This window comes from Methylobacterium sp. 391_Methyba4 (assembly GCF_029691625.1).
Taxonomy (GTDB): domain Bacteria; phylum Pseudomonadota; class Alphaproteobacteria; order Rhizobiales; family Beijerinckiaceae; genus Methylobacterium; species Methylobacterium fujisawaense.
The window spans coordinates 535,279-554,011 of sequence record NZ_CP121475.1 but is presented as its reverse complement, the minus strand read 5'-3'; the positions used below and the strand labels follow the sequence as shown (position 1 = coordinate 554,011).

The window sequence follows — 18,733 nt, the reverse complement described above, 5'->3', positions numbered from 1 at the left end:
AAATTGTTCGCGAAAATAGTGTTCTTTAACGGAGGTTCGTTTGACCGTCACGAGAGATTACATGCTCAACAAGTCCGAGGGGCCTTCGGAAGCGAAGCTGTTCTTTGACACCAGGGCGGTGCCGCTGGCGGCCAATCTCGCCGGCAGCCTCGAAGTCGCTCTGGAGCGCGCCTCCGTCCGCAGCGGCATCCGGCCCTCGCTGATCCTGGCGGCCTGCCTGGGCGCCGGCGTCCTGGGGGTGCTCGGTCTCGTCCGCAACGCGAGGACGGCGCAAAAACGCGTCCACTGACTCCCCTGCGCCGGGGCGCCGGATCCGCTTGCGACCCAGATGTCCGCCCCGGATCAGCGACGTCCGCCGACCTCGTCCAGATGGTCCAGCAGATCGGCCGGATCCTCGTAGACGCGTACGGCCCCGGACCGCTCAAGCTCCTCGGTGCCGTAGCCGCCCGAGAGCAGGCCGACGCCGAGACCCCGGCAGCGGCGTGCGGCCAGCATGTCCCAGATCGAATCGCCGACGATCACCGCCGTCTCGATCGGCTTGCCCAGGCGGTCGGCGGCCGCCAGAAACAGGTCTGGGTCGGGCTTGGCGTATTTGACCATGTCGCGCGTCACGACCGGGACCCGGTCGGGATCGACGCCCAGCGCATCGAGATTGACCCGGGCCGTCTCCATCCGGCCGCTCGTGGCGATCGCCCAGGGGATCCCGGCCGCCGTCAGGGTATCGAGCAATGCCTTCGCCCCGGGGAGCGGCCGGATCTGCCCCGAGAGCCGTCCGTAGGCTTCTGCATGCAGCCGGCCCAGCTTGGCGACATGCGCGTCGCTGATTTCCCGCCCCGTCTCCCGCAGGAGCTGGTTCGTGAACAGGCCGCCGCTCATGCCGATCTTCCGGTGGATGCGCCAGACCGAGAGGGAAATCCCCTCCGCGTCGAGCGCCTGATTCCACGCGAGGACGTGCTGGTAGACGCTGTCGACGAGCGTGCCGTCGAGGTCGAACAGGAAGCAGGTTTCGATCCGCATGGCTGCGTGCTCCCTCAGGCCGCCGGACGGATCCGCTCCGACGCGCGCTCTACGGCCGCGACGACACGCTCGGGTGCGAGATGATGGATCATGTGGCCCATGCCGGGCACGATCACGAGCTCGCTGCCGGGCACGTCGTGGTGGAGCCGCCGCGACTGGCGGCCGACATCGGCGATCTGGTCGTCCCCACCGGTGATGATCACGACGGGCAGGTCCAGATCCCCGTAATGCGCCTGCAGCTCGACCGTGACGGGCGTCATCATCGCGGCATCCTCCGCTGAGGCACGCAACTGCAGCGGGCGCAGCATCATGGCCGTCGGAAAGCTGCGCGCGAAGCGCTCGGGGATGGCGGCTGGGGCGAACAGCCCCTTGATCATGGCCGGCATCATGAGGCGTCCTGCGAGCGGCGAGACCGTGTGGCGCAGCAGGTCGCCGATGCCGGGGATCGCCACCGGCGAAGCCAGGATCACGTCGGCGCGCAGCGTCGGATAGTAGTAGCCCGAGGCCAGCACGAGGCTGCGCACGAGCCGCGGTGCCTGGAGCGCGAGAGCGATCGCGACCAACGTGCCCCAGGAATGGCCGAGGACGACGGCCTGCGTGACGCCGAGCTGTTGGAGCGCCTTCTGGAAGAGCGTGGCGTGGGCGCGGGGCGTCCAGAAGCCGCGCGGCCGGTCGCTGTAGCCGTAGCCGGGGCGATCGAACACGATGACCCGGTGGCGCTTGGCGAGGTCGTCGACGATGCCGCTGACCAGGAAGTCCTGGATCAGGGTGCCGTTGCCGTGGATGAGCACCAGCGGCTCGCCCTGTCCGCGCTCCAGGTAGTGGAGGCGGACACCATCGACGGTCAGGAACGAGCCGACGGGTGGCGTCTCCCGTTCCGCCCGGCGTGTCATCGTCGCCGCGTAGAGCGCGGACGCGCCCAGGGCCGCGGCCGATCCAAGCAGCGCCGGAACGAGCCATGTGCGGGAGTCGGTGCGTCGCGTCATGCTGTGAGCCTTATGGGTGAGAGGACGTGCGCCGCGATCAGCGGGATCGATCGGAAGCGGCGCGGCCCGTGTCGCGGGGCGAGTTGGTTCCGAGTGGAAGGCGCGCCGCGCGCGGGTCCTCGGCGCATGCGTCGTGATGGCGTCGGATCGCAGGGGGATGACGCACTGCAATATGCCAACACCGGAGTTCAGCGATCGATCCCGATCCTATGAATAAATAATCGGCAACGTAATTTGCCGGAATGAGGTGCGGAATTATCCGGATCATTCGACGTGAAATGGCGGTTGATTTCAGAACGCCGCTGTTTGGCGATGGAGATATTTGCGATGAAAGCACTCACCTGGCAGAGCCGCGGAACGATCACCTGCGAGACGGTGCCCGACCCGAAGATCGAGGAGGGGCGGGACGTCATCATCAAGGTGACCGCCTGCGCCATCTGCGGCTCGGACCTGCACCTCATGGGCGGGTTCATGCCGACCATGGAATGCGGCGACATCCTCGGCCACGAGACGATGGGCGAGGTCATCGAGGTCGGGCGTGACAACCGGAAGCTGAAGGTCGGCGACCGCATCGTCGTGCCGTTCACGATCTGCTGCGGCGAGTGCCGGCAGTGCAAATGGGGCAACTGGAGCTGCTGCGAGCGCACAAACCCGAACGGCAAGCTCCAGGCGCAGACCTACGGCTATCCGCTCGCCGGCCTGTTCGGCTTCTCGCACATCACCGGCGGCTTCGCGGGCGGCCAGGCCGAGTATCTCCGCGTGCCCTACGCGGATGTCGGCCCCATCGTGGTTCCCGAGGGCCTCAGCGACGAGCAGGTCCTGTTCCTCAGCGACATCTTCCCGACGGCCTACCAGGCCGCGGAACACTGCGACATCGGCCCGGAGGACACGGTCGCGATCTGGGGCTGCGGCCCGGTCGGCGTGCTCGCGGTGAAGTGCTGCTACCTGCTCGGCGCCAAGCGCATCATCGCCATCGACAGCGTGCCCGAGCGGCTGGCGCTGGCCCGTGAGGCCGGTGCCGAGACCATCGACCTCGGCCATCAGAACGTGCAGGACACGCTGATGGAGATGACCCACGGCCTGGGGCCCGATTCCGTGATTGAGGCCGTCGGGATGGAATCCCACGGGGCAGACACGACCCTCCAGAAAGTGTCCTCCGCCATCATGGAGCACACGGTGAGCCTGGAGCGGCCCTTCGCGCTCAATCAGGCGATCCTGGCGTGCCGTCCCGGCGGCAACGTCTCGATGCCGGGTGTCTTCGCCGGTCCCGTCGGACCGGTGGCGCTCGGCGTCCTGATGAACAAGGGTCTCACCCTCAAGACGGGCCAGACCCACATGGTCCGCTACATGAAGCCCCTGCTGGAGCACATCCAGAACGGGGATATCGATCCGTCCTTCATCATCAGCCACCGTTCCACCAATCTGGAGGAAGGTCCGGCGCTCTACAAAGCTTTTCGGGACAAGACCGACAACTGCACGAAGGTCGTGTTCAAGCCGCACGGCTGACATCGGGCGCGGCGGCTGCAACGCCGCGCCTGCTCCCAGAGACACGGGCGGGCGGCCCTCTTGTGCGTGTCGGGCGACCGAAGCCGGTCACGCAGACCCGGGGGCGCGGCGCGCGGCATCGGCGCGAGCGTCAACCGGTCACCATCGAGACCAACGCGGCCGATCCGCCGAGCGCCACAGCGCCGATGCCTCCGAAGAAGGCGAGATCCGAACCCGCGACCTGCTCGGAGACCGAAGCGCCGGAATCCGTCACCAGGGATAGGGCGCCCCCGGCGGCTGCCACGGCCAGGGCGACGGACATCATGAGCGACATGGTTCGATCCTCAAGTTCCGGCCATCACGACGGAGGCCTCTCCGCAGTATGAGGTCAAATGAATACCCGATAATGATCATTTGACATCTTATTTAGTAAATACTTGAAATAACAGGCTCATAACGTCACACGGCTAGAACTTCGGTCATACATCGCACGTTGTTCGCCCAGGCTCGACAGATTCGAGCCAGCGAGGTTCACGTGTGTCAGACAATATTTCCGGACAGGACAGCCGCCAGGGCAAGCGCGGTCGGCCCGCCCTCTACGTCCTGATCGTCAGTGTCGGCCTGATGCTGACGTCCCTGGCGGGGCTGATGATCTGGCAGGGGGCGACAGCACCGCCGGACTATGCCAGCCAAAGCCAAGCGGCCTCGCGCAAGCAGATCACCGGCTCCGAATCCGGCAAAGCCGACACTCCGTCATCGGACAACAGCACGGGCGTGCCGGGCGGGAATCCGGCGTACCCGCAGCCTGCCCTGCGCAGCGTCAATCCATGACCGCGGCTGAGAAGGCGAACGACGATCCGGTCGAGGCTGCGGTGCTCGAACGCGCGCAGCGTAACTTCCTCGACAACGGGCCGGGCGACCGGATGTGGTCGGATCCTGACCCTATGGCGGGATCCACGATGAGCGCCGGTTTCGCGCTGAGCGTGGACCAGCAGGCCGCGTTCATCGCCGCGGCGCGGACGGAGATCGCGTCCGAGGGCCATTCGGCCGCTCAGCCGGAGGAGCCCCTCCCCTCGCGGGAAGGTGCGACTGCGAGGCTGGGAATTTTCGCGCTCTATGAGAGCCGGAGAAAGGCACAGGCCGCGACAGCCACGCTCGTCGCGGCCGGCATCCCCGAGCAGGCGATCCGGCTCGTGGTCGATCCTCCCGATCCGGATGCCGACCATGCCGAGGCGGACGCGCCGGATACCGGCGGGGGCCAGGCCCTCCGGGATCGGCTCGAGACGTGTGGCGTGCCTCCTGAGGCGCTGGACGCCTGCTGCGCGCAGCTGAGGTTGGGCGCGGCGATGCTGAACCTCGTGGTCGCGGACGCTCAGCGTGACCGCGTCATGGGCATTCTGAAGGACCATGGCTCGGTCGATACGACGCTGCGCCTCGCGACGTGGGGGGCCGAGGGCTGGGGCGGCACGTCGCCCGTTTCGACAGAGGGGTGGGGCGGCTATTCCGCCACCGCGACCGGTGCAACCGAGATAACGACGAGACGGGAATAAGCCGATGGCCCTGTTCGCCCCGGTCCGGTCCGAGACGACTGACCTCGACGCCGTGCGGCGCTACGCGGTGCGCGTCATCGCGCAATCCGAAGCCGAGGACCTGCAGATGAAGGCGGTCACCCTGGCGCTGCTCGGCGGGATCATGTGGCGCGCCGCGCCGGGATCGACCGAGATGATGCAGGACGCGGGGGGCGCTAAAGCCATCCTGTCGACCACCCTCGGCGGCCGCCATCTGACCTTCGCCTACGATCAGAACACCGAGTCGATCGAGATGCGCGAGGGTACGACGGACGGCCCCGTCCTGCACCGCTTCTGCAACCGGACCTTGATCGGGGATTTCGAACGCACCTTCAGCGCCTTGTGGGGTTGAGGGCGCAAGGTCCGATCCCGGTCATCGACGTGAGTCGGATCATCGCTAACGCGATCCCAAGAGGTGTTATTTTTGAATTAAACCACCAATAGAGTGCGCTGAGATCGGAAAATCTCGCGCAATCCTGCTTTTTGACCGAATGGGTCTCCACGATTCCTGGCACAAGCATCTGGCTGTTGCCCGGTGACGTGAGTGCAGCGAACACCGCGAGCGTTCCTTGCTTCCTCATCGCCCGCACGGCTTCTTCCGACCCGAACCCACTCAGGCCCTGCAGCCCCCTCCGGGCCGCGGGGCTTCTTTTCGATCTGGCCGGTGCTCGCCGCTTTGGGCGCAAAGGTCCGGGGTCGAACTTCCGATCTTCGCCGGGGATCACTCAGACCGGGCAGCGCGTTCCTCCCATGGGCCGCGCCCCGACGGTCGCGCCGTCCGCTCACTTGGGAGGGCGGTCCGATGCAGCATGCGTTGACACGCAAGCTCGAGAGTTTCGAGCCCCTCTCCGATCAGGCCCGTTGGGCCCTGAACGGCTTGGTGATCAAGGTCCGGCAGGTCGGGGCTCGCCAGGATCTGATTCAGGAGGGCGACAAGCCCGAGAACGTCCTCCTCATCCTCGACGGCTTCGCGTGCCGCTACAAGGTCCTGCCGGGCGGCCAGCGCCAGATCATGGCCCTGCTCGTGCCCGGCGACTTCTGCGACCTGAACGTCTTCATCCTGGACGAGATGGACCACGCCATCGGCACGATCTCGACATGCCAGGTCGTGGACATCCCGCGCCAGGCGATCGATGAGACCGCGACGCACCACGCGAGCATCGCGCGCGCCTTCTGGTGGTGCTCGCTGGTCGACGGCGCCGTCCTGCGCGAGTGGCTCGTCAACATCGGCGGGCGCCTTCCGGCTCCGCGCATCGCGCACCTCTTCTGCGAACTTCTGATGCGCCTGGAGGCGGTGGGACGGGTCACCGACAACAGCTACGCGTTCCCGCTCACGCAGACCGAGATTGCCGAGACGATGGGCCTGTCCGACGTGCACGTGAACCGGACATTGGGCGATCTGCGCGCCCTCGGCCTGATCCATCTCAAGCAGCGGGTGCTGACCATCCTCGACGTCGAGCGGCTTAAGGCGTTCTGCGACTTCACGCCGAACTACCTGCACCTGCGCAACACGCGCTGGGGCGAGCGGCGTGACCTGAGCTGGCCCGGCCGCGCCGAAGGAGGATAGGAATGGCCAGGCGGGGCAACGTCGAGACGCTGCTCGTGCTAAAGCTTCAGCCGATCGCGGTGGACACCGGCAGCCTTGACCGCGACGGCATGCTGATAATCGCCAACGGCCTGCTGGTTGGCGTGCTGGTGCGCCTCGATGCACCCGAGCATGCGCATCCGGGTTATTGGTTCCTGGAGGCGGGGTTCGGACCGCTCCAGGGCGTGCGGGTGGATGCCTTCCCCACCCTCGAGCACGCCACGCGCTGGGTGCGTCATCATCTGAACCGGTGACGCTCACCGCCGAATGGCCATGGCGATCCCGCGGACAGGATGACGGCAGTCGCGCCGGCCACGATCCGAGCCGGCCGCTTGTCGACGGGGACCAGCCGGTCCGGTGTCGAGATTGGCCGGCGCCACGTCGGTGCAGCGGCACCGGTATCCCCAAAAACCGCTACGAGGGTGCGGACGGCGAGGCCAGAGCCGGCCCCCCTCCCCGCGCCCAGCGTCTGCGCTGGGGGTGGCGAGGGTCTCGCAGGGGCCCTGGATATGCCGAGCCCAGGAATTCACGAACCTGAGCGACGCGCGCTCCTCCGCGGGCGTCGCTCAGGCGAAAACGGGGTGCCGTGGTCCCGTCCTCAGCAATCGTCGTCGCCGGGCTTGATCACCTTGCCCTCCGGCGCCTTGGCCTGGTTCGTGGAGGGCTTCGCTTGCGCGCCCACGTTGTTCATCGCGCCGACCGTGCCCGGGGATTCGGCCTTGGCGCCCGGTGTCACATTCGCGGTCGAGCCACCATCGACGTTCGAGGAGGCATCTCCGGCTTGGTGACTCGTGCTGTTCGTGGTGGTCCCGGTCGTGCACGGGGCAGCCGCGGCGAGGCCGGCTGAGAGGAGCAGTGCGGCGATTGCGCCGGTCAGTGTGGAGACGGTCTTCACGGTGGACTCCTTGGAAGTCTGGCGGGCGGTGGATCCGCGGCGGGGGTGCCGTGGCGGACGGGTCGATGGCGTCTCGGCCCGCGCGCCGAGCGGCTTGCATGAGGCCGTCGCGAGCAGGATGGCGAGATGGAGCTCGGTCACGCCGCCGGGCGGTGCCGGAGAGGTCTGACTGAGGACGCCCAGGGCCGACACCGGTTCGGATCGGGTCCGGGACGTGAAAGGCCGGTCGAGGCGCGGTTGGCCTCGACCGTCGGTGCTCATGCGCGGCGCGGCGTCAGCGGCTGACCTGCCGCTCGGCCGTCTGTCCGATCGACGGCGGCGCTGCGGCCGGCGAAGAAGGCGGCCAGCGCTCCGAAGATCAGGGCAAGGGCCCCGAACAGCGCCCCCTGGGACACCCGGCGGGCCGCGGCGTCGGCGATCTGCTTCGATTGCTCCTTGGCCGAAGCGAGGGTTTCCTTGAACTGCTGGGTGTATTGGCCGACCTGGGTCCGGGCCTGCTCGACCGGGATGTTCTGTGCCTTGGCGAGGGCGACGGCCGCCTTCTCCTGGGCGGCGGCCTGCTGGGCGCCGTCACCCGAGACGGCGGCGCGCATCGCGGTCACCGCAGTGTCCTTCAGCGCGGCCGGATCGGAGCCGGTGTTGCTGCGGACGCCGGCTTCGATCTCCGAGAACGGATCGGTGACCCTCGTCAACGACGGGGCGGCCGCCTGCGCCAGGGTCGAGACGGATCCGCCCGCGGCGTTGCTCATCCCACCGATGGCCGTCGAAGCCGTCCCGAGGGCGCCGCCGACGAGGCCGCTCGCCGCCGACGAGAGCATGTACAGCACGACGAGGGTTGAGACCGCCCAGGCGAGAAGGCCGTGATACCCGGCGGTTGCGGCCGACGGCTTGCCCGAAAGCCGGCCGGCCAGAGCGCCACCCGCCACCGCGGCGAGGACGCCGGAGACGACGAACCAGAGACCCGCTCCGATGCCGATCGCGCTCGCCGCCGGGGTGCCGTCGCCAAGGGGATCCACCGTCGACAGGCCGATGCCGAGGCCGAGCATGTTCAGGATGACCTGGGCGATCAGCCCGACCGTGGCGCCGGCGAGGACCGCCCCCCACGAGACCGAGTGCAGCATCATCGTGCGGATGTCCTCGGACGGTGTGACGGCGCTGCCCTGAGGCGGGCCACGGTCGAGCACCGGCCGGTCCGGGATGGCGCGGCCGGTCGCCGCGAGGGTGGTATCGGTGACGGTAGCCATTGTGGTTTCTCCGGGATCTGTGATTTGCGAGGGAACGGGCGGCTGAAGCGGATCAGACGATCCGGCCGCGTCGCACGAGGGCGTGGTAGAGCCACAGCACGACCACGGCCCCGACGACCGCGACGAGCAGGCTGTAGAGGTTGAGGCCCGAAACGCCGGGTTGCCCGAACTGCTCGAACAGGAATCCGCCGACCACGGCACCGATGACGCCGAGCAAGATATCGACGAGCACACCCTGGCCGGTGTTGTTGACGATCTTGCTGCCGATGAAGCCGGCGATCAGGCCGAGGATGATCCAGGCAAGGAGGGACATGAACGTCTCCGGTTCGCGGTGCGTTTCAGGGTTCCGGCACCGGAGCGGCGCCGATGGGGGCAGGCGTTCGACGCGCTGCGATGCCAGCCGCCTCGTGCAGGACGGTGAGCCTGTCTCTGCGTCGTCTTCGTCCCGGCGCACCGCGCCTCGATCGGGGCCGCGGCTCCCGGCTGGATGTCCCCGCTGATCGTGCCGACAGTCAGCTCGATCAGGTCACGGCGTGATTTCGCGACAGAACTTTCTCACCTCGGTTGCCGGCTGGGCCGCCACCGAGATGCCAAAATCGAGCGGGGTACTCCTGTTCAATGACCGCGCCTGGCGAGATGTTCCGAAGTTCTATTTAAAAACTTCGGGATCCAGCTTGAGTGATTTGCGCTTGTTGTTTTAGTCTCAGAATTTTTACAAATCTATCAAATGAATGATTTTGTTCGATCCGGCGTCTCACGGCGTATAGAGCGACGACGCCGTTTCGTTTGACGCCGGTCACACCGTACCTGCGCGCGATGTGGCTGCGCACGGTGCCGGACCAGAACCCCAGCTACGTTCTTGCGGGCGCTACGGGGTGGGTATCCTCCGGTGCTGGCGAGCTTTAACAGCGGTTGCCCTTCGTTTCGGCGTGTCGGAGTGCTCCGTCGCCAACCCTGCGACCGAAACGTCGAAAGCCGTGATGCAGGGACGGCAGCGCCATCCTCCTACGCCGCGCCGGCATGAGCAGCATCGGCGATACGACGGGTCAGGACGCCCTTTGGTGACATCCGCGAAACATGGATGAACCGCGCCGGCGTTCCGATTCTGCGCAAGTCTTCGACGTAGAGCCGTAAATCAGTTTTTGGAATTGGTTATCAGACTCGCTAGGTCCCGGCGAGAACGGCGTGCCGATCGCTACACCGACGCAACACAGGATCGTCGATTCGACGATCTTGCTCCTGTAGATGCAGCTAAAGGTCCATATAGCGCCTCGCGATGATGTTGTGCTCTGAGGCTGTAAACCTTATGCGTATTCCACGTATAAATTCACGTATCAAACGCGCCGTGCCTTCGATAGTATAGGGTGCTGGCGCGCGTATGTCGGCTCAGAGGCCGAAATAAGCAATGAGAGGCCTATTTTATTCGCCGGGTCCTTCAGCGCGACAAGATGCGTGATAACGATCACCCGAAGCCCGCTCGCGACTGCCGGCATGCCTTCGTGATCAGAGCCCGGTGTCGGCGGAGATCCGCTGGAGCGCCCAGGATCTCGGACGTCCTCCCGGCCCGCAACCGCTACGCTCCGTGGCTGCTGCTCAGCCACGGCACCTGCCGGCGGGCGCTCCACCGCGTGTTTCTGAGGTGCAGATAATTTGGGTTGAATCCGCAATACGCCTTGAGTTGCTCAACGTCCAAGATCGTCAGGACCCGGCGCTTCAGCGTGATGAATTGAAGCCGACGCAACTCCCTCAGCGTGCGGCTCACGTGCACGTCCGACAGGCCCATCGTGTCCGCGATGTCGGTCTGTGTGAACGGGAACGCGTAACTGTTGTCGCTGACGCGCCCGACGGCTTCCAAGCGCAACAACAGCTCGCAGAACAGATGTGCGATCCGCTGATGGGCCTGCCGGCTGCCAATGTTGACCAGCCACTCGCGCAGGATCGCCTCGTCCACGAGGGCACACCACCATAACGCGCGGGTCACCTGAGGGTAGTGTGCCGTAACCTCCTCGATGGCGTTCCGGGAGATCTCGACCACTTGGCAAGGGGAGATCGTGCCGATGGCATGGTCCATCTGATCGAGGATGAAGACGTTCAGGTCACAGAAGTCGCCCGGCACCAGGTAGGCCATGATCTGGCGCTGACCGTCCGGCAAGACCTTGTAACGGCAGGCATAGCCGTCAAGGATGAGATGAATCCGCTCGGGAACATGGCCTTCCTCGATGAGGTCCGTACGTGCGGGCACTTGGCGCACGCGGGGAACGAGGGCTCTCAGCGCAGCTCGATCGCCGTCGGTGAGGTCCTCAAAGCTCTCAAGCTTGCGGATCAAGGCATCTTGCATCGGGCCACGGTGGCAAAGGGCAACATAGTACCTTAGGTCCATTATCAGACACCCGCTCCTTCATAGGACGGATATTTTTCCCCTTCCGGCGGTCGATCGCGAGGCCCGCGTCACGTCGCCGGAGCCAGCCGCGTGGCGGGACCAGTCGTCGAGAACTTGGCCCTTGAAGTGATGAAGGCGCTTCCGGATGCTCGCCGGCACCCGGCGTCTTGTCTTGTCGCGCTGGCCGTGCGGAGCCTGACGCGCTGCCTGCTGCCGGTCATCGATCCGTGTCGGGAGATCCGTCTGATGCGCTGTCCACGCCTGCGCAGGGCCTCGACGATCCAGATCAGGATCAGAAGCTCACGGGGTGACTCGCCTGCCTACGCGGCCAGAGTCCGATCGACGTGATCTCGCCAACGCGCGGCGGCGCCGCTGCCGGCAGACAGCACCGGGGTCTCTGCCCTCACCTCGTCCGGCGGCACAGGCCTCTGGCGACGAGGCGGCCGCTCCCCTCCGGCACGACGCTCAAGGAGAAGGTCGTCGCTCCGGGACGATCGACCAGAAGGTCGCGGCCGAGGAACGCATCGACCTCCCCGGCGGCGATAGCGGTGGCATGCGCCTCGATATGCGCGTTGGCCGGCCATTCGAGCTCGACCAGTACGTTCGGGGCGGCTTCCTGCCGGGGGACACGATTGGACGGGCAACCCTCCGCGCTTCGGGTGGAAGCTTCATCATGCCGGGGCATGGCACCCAAACACAGGTTGTAACCGCTTCCGGGGCCTGCGCATCGGTCCGGATTGGAAATGTCAGGCATCGGCCGCTTCGACGTCCGCTCGCTCGCCGTGTACGCTGCCGCCGAGAATCCGAGGGGGGAACCCCAGCCTGAACCTCTGCAATTTTCGCACCTTTAAGTTGTAGTTAATATTTTCTTTGCCACAACATCGGTGGCGGGCAGGCGACGCGAACGGATCTGGCCCAGGCGACTCCGCGATGCGCAGTGGCTTCGAATGTGTCGTAAGCGATGGGGACGTGGATGCCGGCTCGGAGATCCCGAGTCGCGGCTGCTGCGATGACGATCGGACTTCTCGTCATCCCTGTGACGCGACCGGCTGTCGGTGGTGAAAAGCTCGATTCAGCCGCGGCCGCGCTCGTGGAAAGCTTTACCCTCCGAGCGGAGAATGCACGGCAGGAGGGTGCCGAAGCGCGGCTCCGAGGCGCGAAGGACGCCTTCATGCCGACCGTCTCAGTGCTGGCCGACGCGCCGCTGAGCAGCCGGATCCGCTACAGCCCCGAGATCGCTCCGACGGTCGTGGGCCTCGACGTGACGCCGCGCGCAGCGCCCTACCAACTCGGACTCGTGGCCGACCTGCCGCTTTTCGACGGGTTTCGACGACTGAACACGCTCCGTGCGGTCGATGCACAGACGGATGCCGGACGCGCCCTCGTCGCGGGGAAGCGTCAGCAGGTCCTCCTCGACGCGGCGATCGCCGTCCTATCGGTCATGCGGGACACGCAGATCCTGGAATTCAGGGATGCCCAATGCGCAGCGATCGGCCGGATCCTCGACGCCACGGAGCGCCAGCTCGCGGTCGGGGACGCGACGCGCACCGATGCCGCGCTGGCCCGATCCCGGCTCCAGGCGGCGGAGGCTGAGCGCGAGCGGGCGCGCTCGGATCTCGCGGCGTCCCGGGCGACCGTGATCCGTCTCACCGGGATGGATCCAGAGCGGGTTGCCCCGCCGCGCCTGCCCGGCACGCTGCCCCGCACGCCGGAAGCCTACGAGGCGCTCGTCCGCACCAACAATCCAGGGCTGATCGCGGCGCGTCTCGGCGTTCAATCGGATGCGGCGCGGGCCGACGCCGTGACCGCCGACCTGCTGCCGAGCGTGAATCTGCAGGTCTCGCGGATCTCTCAATTCGGCTACAGCGCAGCCCTGGATCGGATCACCGACACCACGACGCGCCTGCTCGCCCGGATCCCCCTCTACGAGCCCGGCGCATTCCCGCGCGTCGCGGAGGCTTCCGCGGCGGCGCGCCAGCGGGGCTATGAGGTCCAGGATATCGAGCGCACGACGCTCAGCACGGCGCGCGTCGACTTCCTCCGGCACAAAACCGTCGCCGAGCAGGCGGCGCGGCTTTACGCCCGGGTGGTTGCCCTGCGTCAGTCCGTCAAGGGCATGGAGATCGAGCGTGTCGCCGGCTTTCGGACGATCTTCGACGCGCTGAACCTCCGGGCCGAGCTGGGTGACGCGGAGGCCGGCGCGGCGGCCGTCGCGGCGGAGCGGGACGCCCTGTCGCTCGCGCTCGCAGCCGCCGCCGGCTTGCTCGACGTCGACCATCCGGGCGCCGTCGGCAAACGGGCGCGGGTGCTTCCGCGGGCCGCGTCTCGGGTTGCGGAATCGCCGCTGGTCCGATCCGGCGTCCCTCCGCTGCGGGGAAGCCACACGGAGTTCAAGCCGGCTCCGGAACCGGTGCTGCGTCTGTCGCGGATCGATCCAGATGACGCTCCGTGACGAGGCGCCCGTCGTGGATCCGCAGCACCCGATCGACACCGGCGAGGACCTGCCGGCTGTGGGTGACATAGACCTTTGCGGCCTCCACACGCCGCAGACTGTCGATCAGCGACCGCTCGGTGTCCGGGTCGAGGTTGGCGGTCACCTCGTCGAGGAGCAGGAGGCGCGGCTGACGGCACAGGGCCCGGGCGATGAGCAGACGCCGCCGCTGGCCGGTCGACAGCAGGCCGCTCTCCTCCGCGATCAGTGTGGCGAAATCTTGGGGCAAGGCTTCGACCGCCTCGCGCAGGCCGACCTGATCGAGGGCCCGCTCCATCTGCGCCCGCGTGACGGACGGGTCGAACAGGGACAGATTGTCGGCCACGGTCCCGGCGAACACGCCATCGTCGGCGAAGACGACGCCGAGATTGGCCCGGAATTCCCGCCGGCCGAACTGCTGCAGGGCGGCTCCGTCCACACTGAGACGGCCCGCCGCCGGCTCGTGGAGGCTCGCCAGGATCTTGAGCAGGGACGATTTGCCCGAGCCGGAGGCACCCACGATCGCGATGCTCTCGCCAGCCGCGATGTCGATCGTCAGGTCGACGTCGCGCAAGAGCGGGGCATCCGCCCGGCCGAATTGCACGCGGACGTTTTCGAGCGCCACCGTCCGGCGCACTTTCCGGTGGATGCAGACATCGTCCGCGCCCGGCTCCGCCTCCTGGCCGACGAGATCGTCCAGACGCTGGAAGTGAACCCGCATCACCGAGAGATGCATCAGGTTGACCGTCAGCCGGTTCACCCGTTCGAAGAAGTCGCCGCGCAGGGCGAAGAAGGCGTAGAGCGAGCCGATCGTCAGGGTGTTCCCGATGACGCCGGTCACACCCATGTACAGCGTCGTCACGGTGCTCGTCGCGATGACGAGATGCATGAAAAGTTCGGCATCGATCGTCGCGTGGCGGGCGCGGAAATCCGTGTTGGCGAAGCGCGCGAAGCTCTCGAACCATCGCATCGCGAACAGGTCCGCGGCGTTATGGGCCTTCAGGGTGTCGACCCGGCGCAGACCGTCGAGGAGCCGACCCTGCTCTTCGGAGCGGGCCTCCAGGGAGGTCGCGGTGTACCGGTTCAGGGCCGGAAACGTCACGGCCCGGACCAGCAGAACGGCCGCGAGAGTCAGCAAGGTCAAGCCGGCCATGAGTGGCGCGTAGTAGTACATCAGGCCGACGAGCAGCACGGACGTGAGCGTGTCCGCGATGGCGGTGACGAGACCGCCGACCAGGAAGGTCTTGATGTGGTCGATGGAATCGACCCGCACGACGAAATCCCCGGGATGGCGCCGCTCGAAATAGCCGAGTGGCAGCCGGAAGGCGTGCCCCACGACGTTGCGCGTGAACTGCAACTGCATCAGCGTCGATGAGCGCAGCACGATGGCGTCCCGCAGCCAGCGGCCCACGGCCTCGAAGGCCATCATCGCCGCCAGCCCGATGGCGAGCACGCGCAGCAGATCGAGATCGACCTGCGGGATGACCACGTCGAGGGCGATCTCCAGGAGGATCGGCATGCCGAGGCCCAGCAGGGCGATGGCGAGCGAGATCAGGCAGATCTGCCAGACGGTGCCGCCGAGCCCCCGGGTCGCGCGGAACACCTCCATGAAGCCGAGGCGGCGTTCGGCCGTCAGGCGCGCAAAATCCATGCGCGGCTGGAATTCGAGGACCACCCCGGAGAAGAGGCGTTCCATATCGGCGCGGTCGTAGATCCGCAGCCCGAATTCAGGGTCTTGGATCCGGTAGCCGTCGCGCCCGATGCGCTCCAGGACGACGAAGTGGTTGCCATTCCAGTGCAGGATCGCCGGGAGCGCCACACCGGACAACTCGCCGACATTCGACAGCGCGAAGCCGTTGGCATCGAATCCCAGCCCGTCGGCCACCTCGACGATGTCGGCGAGAGACATGCCGGACTGCGACAGGGGGAAAAGCGCACGCAGGTAGCTCAGGTCGATCTGGTGCCGGTGGTAATTGGCCACCATCGCCAAGCAGGCGAGGCCACATTCCTTGGCCTCGCTCTGGGCCATCCAGCGGATCCTGCGCCGCCGCGCCAGGATACGGCTCAGCCAACCCGTCATGATGTCAGCCCCTGCCGCGCATGGCCCGGATCGGATCGAGCACCCAGTCGATCAGCCGCCGCCGCTCCACGACGATGTCGGCGCTCAGCGTCGAACCGATCCGGATCGGCTCGTCGACGCCGTAGGCGCGGATGGTGCGGGATTCCGGGAGGACCTCGATCCGATAGGTGGATTGCCGGTTCGATTCCCGCGCGTCCTGGGCAGGCGGCAGGTCGGCAGCCGGACGCAGGGGCGATTCCGAGATCGACGTGATGGTCCCGTGGCCGATGCCGAAGGTCTTGAACGGGAAGGCATCGTATTTGAGCACCACCCTCTGTCCGACCTTGGCGAGGCCGACCGCTCGCGCGGGCACGCCGAGCACGATCACCGGGTCGGCGCGGATGTCGCCGACGACGGCAAGAACCTGATCGGCCGCCACGGACGCGCCCGTCTCCACGAACAGGCCGGCAACCTGCCCATCGACCGGGGCGACGATGTCGAGTTGAGATTGCGCCGCCTGCCCGGCGATCCGAGCCACGATTCCGCTCAGCTCGTTGCGCACGGCGGCGAGCTGTCCAGTCTTCTCGGCCAAGCCGAAGCGCTGGGTGCGTTTGCGTTCGTCCGCCTGTTGCCGCAGCTCGGCGCGCCGGGCCTGCAACTCGGCCATCTGCCGTCCGTAATCGAGGAGCGTCCGGCGTTGCAGATTGAGCGCGTCTCGGGTGGCGTAACCTTGGTCGAGATAGGTCTGGACGCGCGCTACGATTGCCCCCTGCTCCCGGAGGCCCATGCGCAGGATCGTCTCCTGTTGGGCAAAGGCCGCGCTCACGGCCTCGACACTGGCGTCGATCTCCGCTGTCTCCCGCTCGGCCCGCGCGAGGAAGGTCGTCAGGCGGTCGCGTTCACGCTCCAGGACGGCCCGGCGCTCGGTCAGGCTCGTCAGATCCGCCGCGACCGTGGAGACGCCGCCCACCGTCGGCTCGCGCAGCTTCACCTGCATCAGCCGCTGGCCGCGCCGCACCGTCTCGCCCTGGCGCACGTCGATCGCAGCGACGATGCCGGGTGCGCGGGCATCCAGACGCGACATCCCGGAGACCGCCGAGACATAGCCCCGCACGGACTCGGTTCGCGCGAAACGGCCGAAGAAGAGGGCGATGATCACCAGCACGATCATCAGGCCGAAGAACCACGCCATGGCCGAGGCGCCACGATCACGATGGAGGTGAAGGGCACCCGTCCGACGCTGCAGAAAGCCGAGTTGCGTCCGTCCGGGCGCGGCGAGGGTTTCGCTCACGCAGCCCTCTCGATGGGCATCGGGGGATCCTCGGCCGCCAGGTACTCCTGGAGCGACGGCCAGAAGTGCCATTGTTCGGGACGTTCCCGGATCGTCGTCTCGATATGCCGGCGCATCAGGTCCGCGACGCGCCCGCGTTCGTGCGCATCGTTTGCCTGCACGGCGAAGGGATAGCGCGGAACCACCAACGCACCGCCCGCCTCGGCGCCGATCGCCAAGGGCACCACCGTCGCGCCGGTCAGGTGCGCCAAGCTGTCGATGCCGAAGGCGAACGCGGTCGGTAGGCCGAAGATCGGCATCGGGGCCGGCTTGCCGTAGCGCGGCGGCAGGTCGGCGAACACGACGATGACCGCGCCCCGTCGGGCATAGCGAATGGCGGGGAGATAGCCGGCCCGATCCGTGACGGTGAGGAAGCGCACCGGCATCCCGAACTCGGTGATGCGTTCCATCACCCGGGTCTCCAGCGGCCTGTCGTCCCGGCGTCTCAGGATCAGCACGGAGCGGCCGGGGAAGAAGGTGACCAGGATGCTGAGGAGCCCGATCACGTAGGGACCCATGTGCAGGGGCGCGAGAATGACCGGCTCACCGCTCGCCGCGATCCGCCTCAGGACCTCGGGCGACTGGGTCACCACATGGGCGAGGTCCCGCTGGATCGCGGCCCGGCTGCGGGTCAGGAGCGCGAGCCATTCCAGCTCGGCCAGCGCGTCATGGAAGGCCGCCTCGCGGTCGAGGCGCCGCGCCTCCCGACGCGGCAGACGGAGCACGCGTTCGAACCGGTCCGCGAGGCCGGAACGCGGGCTGCGGCCGACCGCTGCGTATACGCGGAACACGGTTCGCAAAGCCAGGCGGCGCAGGGGGAGCGGCAGTCCGGCGATGAGCGCCGCCTTCCTGGAGACACCCGAGATCGGCTCCATTGCCCGACGCCCCTGGAAGTCGCTGACTGACCGGCGCGGGAGCCGCCGCGGAACGATCGATGTTAGGCTGCCTGTGTGCCGGCGCGCGGGACGGAGCCCCGCGCGCCGGTCGCTTGGATCAGCGAGACTTGCCGGAGGACGATCCGAGCCCAAGTCCAACGCCGACGCTGAGGCCGCCAAGATTCAAGCCGACAGCCAGGCCCTGCTGGGAGCCATGACCGCCGGACACAGTCTTCAAGGTCTTCAGGTCGAGTTTCTTCATAATTCTCAGGCCTCGTTAACCAGCGACGCCGTCGTCGCCTCCGACTCACTTATAGTTGTGGTGGCTCGGAGTCGATACCACTCAGTAGTTGCATCGGATCGCTTGCGTAAGTGTTAAGGCCTGCGCCGTTCGGCGTTAGGTCCGCCTCTTCCGTGGAACCGGCTGTGGCCCGGGATCGTCGATCCGTGCCCCGCGGCCATGAATACCTGTGCGGCCCAGGACGCGGCGAAGCGCGAAGCCTCCAGAGGTGTCGGGCTCCGCATTCTGCCCGGTGCACAGACGCAGTGCAGCCACCGGACCGGTGGCGTTCGCGCTCGTCACGCCGAACAACAACTGGCCACGGCCATCACCGTCGAGGCGGTCGCACGCGAAGGGATCGCAGCGCTGCGGCAGCTTCGCGTGGCGTGAGCACCCATCTCGACCATCCTGAGGGTCCGAAGATCCACCCTGAGGCGGCCACGGGCTCGGCCCTCGCAGCCGATCGAACCGGGTGCCCGACCAACCGGCGGCTTCGGGGGGCGTTCAGATGCGATGAGCCAGCTCGCCATCGCGTGCTGGTGAACCGTGCTCCGCCGGC

20 protein-coding genes are annotated in these 18,733 nt (G+C 67.2%); 8 read left to right on the top strand and 12 right to left on the bottom strand.

Annotated elements, in window-relative coordinates; genetic code table 11:
* The first annotated feature begins 61 nt into the window (after nucleotides 1-61).
* A complete protein-coding gene (locus P9K36_RS02665; protein WP_278306529.1) occupies nucleotides 62-289 on the top strand; it encodes a hypothetical protein in 228 nt (75 codons plus the stop codon).
* A gap of 53 nt (nucleotides 290-342) precedes the next feature.
* Here P9K36_RS02665 and P9K36_RS02660 read toward each other — a convergent pair whose 3' ends face one another.
* Together P9K36_RS02660 and P9K36_RS02655 are read right to left on the bottom strand one after the other, a co-directional pair.
* A complete protein-coding gene (locus P9K36_RS02660) occupies nucleotides 343-1,017 on the bottom strand; it encodes an HAD family hydrolase (RefSeq protein WP_274925905.1) in 675 nt (224 codons plus the stop codon).
* Nucleotides 1,018-1,031: 14 nt separating this feature from the next.
* Nucleotides 1,032-2,003, bottom strand: a complete 972-nt coding sequence (locus P9K36_RS02655; protein WP_278306528.1) for an alpha/beta hydrolase — start codon at nucleotides 2,001-2,003, stop codon at nucleotides 1,032-1,034.
* 327 nt (nucleotides 2,004-2,330) lie between these two features.
* Here P9K36_RS02655 and P9K36_RS02650 point away from each other — a divergent pair, with 327 nt between their 5' ends.
* Nucleotides 2,331-3,509, top strand: a complete 1,179-nt coding sequence (locus tag P9K36_RS02650; RefSeq protein ID WP_278306526.1) for a zinc-dependent alcohol dehydrogenase — start codon at nucleotides 2,331-2,333, stop codon at nucleotides 3,507-3,509.
* A 130-nt stretch (nucleotides 3,510-3,639) separates the two neighbouring features.
* Here P9K36_RS02650 and P9K36_RS02645 read toward each other — a convergent pair whose 3' ends face one another.
* Complete coding sequence (locus P9K36_RS02645; RefSeq protein WP_278306525.1) at nucleotides 3,640-3,822, bottom strand: hypothetical protein; 183 nt, start codon at nucleotides 3,820-3,822, stop codon at nucleotides 3,640-3,642.
* 203 nt (nucleotides 3,823-4,025) lie between these two features.
* Here P9K36_RS02645 and P9K36_RS02640 point away from each other — a divergent pair, with 203 nt between their 5' ends.
* The 5 genes from P9K36_RS02640 to P9K36_RS02620 all read left to right on the top strand — a co-directional run bounded on the left by P9K36_RS02640 (nucleotide 4,026) and on the right by P9K36_RS02620 (nucleotide 6,895).
* Nucleotides 4,026-4,319, top strand: a complete 294-nt coding sequence (locus P9K36_RS02640) for a hypothetical protein (protein WP_278306523.1) — start codon at nucleotides 4,026-4,028, stop codon at nucleotides 4,317-4,319.
* Nucleotides 4,316-5,038, top strand: coding sequence for a hypothetical protein (locus P9K36_RS02635; RefSeq protein ID WP_278306522.1), 723 nt, complete (start codon nucleotides 4,316-4,318; stop codon nucleotides 5,036-5,038). Before P9K36_RS02640 ends, P9K36_RS02635 begins: the two co-directional genes overlap by 4 nt.
* A gap of 4 nt (nucleotides 5,039-5,042) precedes the next feature.
* Entirely contained in the window at nucleotides 5,043-5,408 is a 366-nt protein-coding gene (locus tag P9K36_RS02630) for a hypothetical protein (RefSeq protein WP_274925908.1), read from the top strand.
* 450 nt (nucleotides 5,409-5,858) lie between these two features.
* Entirely contained in the window at nucleotides 5,859-6,623 is a 765-nt protein-coding gene (locus P9K36_RS02625) for a Crp/Fnr family transcriptional regulator (RefSeq protein ID WP_111474284.1), read from the top strand.
* Between the two features lie 2 nt (nucleotides 6,624-6,625).
* Entirely contained in the window at nucleotides 6,626-6,895 is a 270-nt protein-coding gene (locus P9K36_RS02620) for a hypothetical protein (RefSeq protein WP_043755316.1), read from the top strand.
* A gap of 344 nt (nucleotides 6,896-7,239) precedes the next feature.
* On the opposite strand, the gene P9K36_RS02615 is transcribed toward P9K36_RS02620, so the two are convergent.
* The 5 genes from P9K36_RS02615 to P9K36_RS02595 all read right to left on the bottom strand — a co-directional run bounded on the left by P9K36_RS02615 (nucleotide 7,240) and on the right by P9K36_RS02595 (nucleotide 11,914).
* The gene (locus tag P9K36_RS02615) at nucleotides 7,240-7,728 is read right to left on the bottom strand and encodes a hypothetical protein (protein WP_236961616.1); all 489 of its coding nucleotides are present in this window, start codon (nucleotides 7,726-7,728) and stop codon (nucleotides 7,240-7,242) included.
* A gap of 65 nt (nucleotides 7,729-7,793) precedes the next feature.
* Complete coding sequence (locus tag P9K36_RS02610) at nucleotides 7,794-8,780, bottom strand: hypothetical protein (protein WP_043755314.1); 987 nt, start codon at nucleotides 8,778-8,780, stop codon at nucleotides 7,794-7,796.
* 52 nt (nucleotides 8,781-8,832) lie between these two features.
* The gene (locus P9K36_RS02605; protein WP_043351821.1) at nucleotides 8,833-9,093 is read right to left on the bottom strand and encodes a GlsB/YeaQ/YmgE family stress response membrane protein; all 261 of its coding nucleotides are present in this window, start codon (nucleotides 9,091-9,093) and stop codon (nucleotides 8,833-8,835) included.
* 1,260 nt (nucleotides 9,094-10,353) lie between these two features.
* On the bottom strand, nucleotides 10,354-11,106 hold the full coding sequence (locus tag P9K36_RS02600) for a Crp/Fnr family transcriptional regulator (protein WP_306307440.1): 753 nt from the start codon (nucleotides 11,104-11,106) through the stop codon (nucleotides 10,354-10,356).
* Nucleotides 11,107-11,563: 457 nt separating this feature from the next.
* Entirely contained in the window at nucleotides 11,564-11,914 is a 351-nt protein-coding gene (locus tag P9K36_RS02595; RefSeq protein WP_124263046.1) for a hypothetical protein, read from the bottom strand.
* Between the two features lie 207 nt (nucleotides 11,915-12,121).
* Between P9K36_RS02595 and P9K36_RS02590 the strand changes: the two genes are divergently transcribed.
* Complete coding sequence (locus tag P9K36_RS02590; protein ID WP_100793890.1) at nucleotides 12,122-13,612, top strand: TolC family protein; 1,491 nt, start codon at nucleotides 12,122-12,124, stop codon at nucleotides 13,610-13,612.
* Here P9K36_RS02590 and P9K36_RS02585 read toward each other — a convergent pair.
* The 4 genes from P9K36_RS02585 to P9K36_RS02570 all read right to left on the bottom strand — a co-directional run bounded on the left by P9K36_RS02585 (nucleotide 13,551) and on the right by P9K36_RS02570 (nucleotide 18,156).
* Nucleotides 13,551-15,659 (bottom strand): peptidase domain-containing ABC transporter, encoded by a 2,109-nt coding sequence (locus P9K36_RS02585; RefSeq protein ID WP_236961620.1) that lies wholly within the window; start codon nucleotides 15,657-15,659, stop codon nucleotides 13,551-13,553. The genes P9K36_RS02590 and P9K36_RS02585 overlap by 62 nt on opposite strands.
* 55 nt (nucleotides 15,660-15,714) lie before the next feature.
* Nucleotides 15,715-16,980, bottom strand: a complete 1,266-nt coding sequence (locus tag P9K36_RS02580) for an HlyD family efflux transporter periplasmic adaptor subunit (protein ID WP_158498432.1) — start codon at nucleotides 16,978-16,980, stop codon at nucleotides 15,715-15,717.
* The gene (locus P9K36_RS02575; RefSeq protein WP_043755312.1) at nucleotides 16,977-17,894 is read right to left on the bottom strand and encodes a hypothetical protein; all 918 of its coding nucleotides are present in this window, start codon (nucleotides 17,892-17,894) and stop codon (nucleotides 16,977-16,979) included. Before P9K36_RS02575 ends, P9K36_RS02580 begins: the two co-directional genes overlap by 4 nt.
* 118 nt (nucleotides 17,895-18,012) lie before the next feature.
* Entirely contained in the window at nucleotides 18,013-18,156 is a 144-nt protein-coding gene (locus tag P9K36_RS02570) for a hypothetical protein (RefSeq protein ID WP_158498431.1), read from the bottom strand.
* Between the last annotated feature and the right edge of the window lie 577 nt (nucleotides 18,157-18,733).

Bases quoted from the DNA above. Each gene is read 5' to 3' on its own strand.
- P9K36_RS02570 (WP_158498431.1), bottom strand. From the start codon at position 18,156: ATGAAGAAACTCGACCTGAAGACCTTGAAGACTGTGTCCGGCGGTCAT.
- P9K36_RS02625 (WP_111474284.1), top strand. From the start codon at position 5,859: ATGCAGCATGCGTTGACACGCAAGCTCGAGAGTTTCGAGCCCCTCTCC.
- P9K36_RS02660 (WP_274925905.1), bottom strand. From the start codon at position 1,017: ATGCGGATCGAAACCTGCTTCCTGTTCGACCTCGACGGCACGCTCGTC.
- P9K36_RS02645 (WP_278306525.1), bottom strand. From the start codon at position 3,822: ATGTCGCTCATGATGTCCGTCGCCCTGGCCGTGGCAGCCGCCGGGGGC.
- P9K36_RS02655 (WP_278306528.1), bottom strand. From the start codon at position 2,003: ATGACGCGACGCACCGACTCCCGCACATGGCTCGTTCCGGCGCTGCTT.
- P9K36_RS02635 (WP_278306522.1), top strand. From the start codon at position 4,316: ATGACCGCGGCTGAGAAGGCGAACGACGATCCGGTCGAGGCTGCGGTG.
- P9K36_RS02630 (WP_274925908.1), top strand. From the start codon at position 5,043: ATGGCCCTGTTCGCCCCGGTCCGGTCCGAGACGACTGACCTCGACGCC.
- P9K36_RS02620 (WP_043755316.1), top strand. From the start codon at position 6,626: ATGGCCAGGCGGGGCAACGTCGAGACGCTGCTCGTGCTAAAGCTTCAG.
- P9K36_RS02590 (WP_100793890.1), top strand. From the start codon at position 12,122: ATGGGGACGTGGATGCCGGCTCGGAGATCCCGAGTCGCGGCTGCTGCG.
- P9K36_RS02665 (WP_278306529.1), top strand. From the start codon at position 62: ATGCTCAACAAGTCCGAGGGGCCTTCGGAAGCGAAGCTGTTCTTTGAC.
- P9K36_RS02605 (WP_043351821.1), bottom strand. From the start codon at position 9,093: ATGTCCCTCCTTGCCTGGATCATCCTCGGCCTGATCGCCGGCTTCATC.
- P9K36_RS02595 (WP_124263046.1), bottom strand. From the start codon at position 11,914: ATGCCTGACATTTCCAATCCGGACCGATGCGCAGGCCCCGGAAGCGGT.
- P9K36_RS02575 (WP_043755312.1), bottom strand. From the start codon at position 17,894: ATGGAGCCGATCTCGGGTGTCTCCAGGAAGGCGGCGCTCATCGCCGGA.
- P9K36_RS02650 (WP_278306526.1), top strand. From the start codon at position 2,331: ATGAAAGCACTCACCTGGCAGAGCCGCGGAACGATCACCTGCGAGACG.
- P9K36_RS02610 (WP_043755314.1), bottom strand. From the start codon at position 8,780: ATGGCTACCGTCACCGATACCACCCTCGCGGCGACCGGCCGCGCCATC.
- P9K36_RS02585 (WP_236961620.1), bottom strand. From the start codon at position 15,659: ATGGCCCAGAGCGAGGCCAAGGAATGTGGCCTCGCCTGCTTGGCGATG.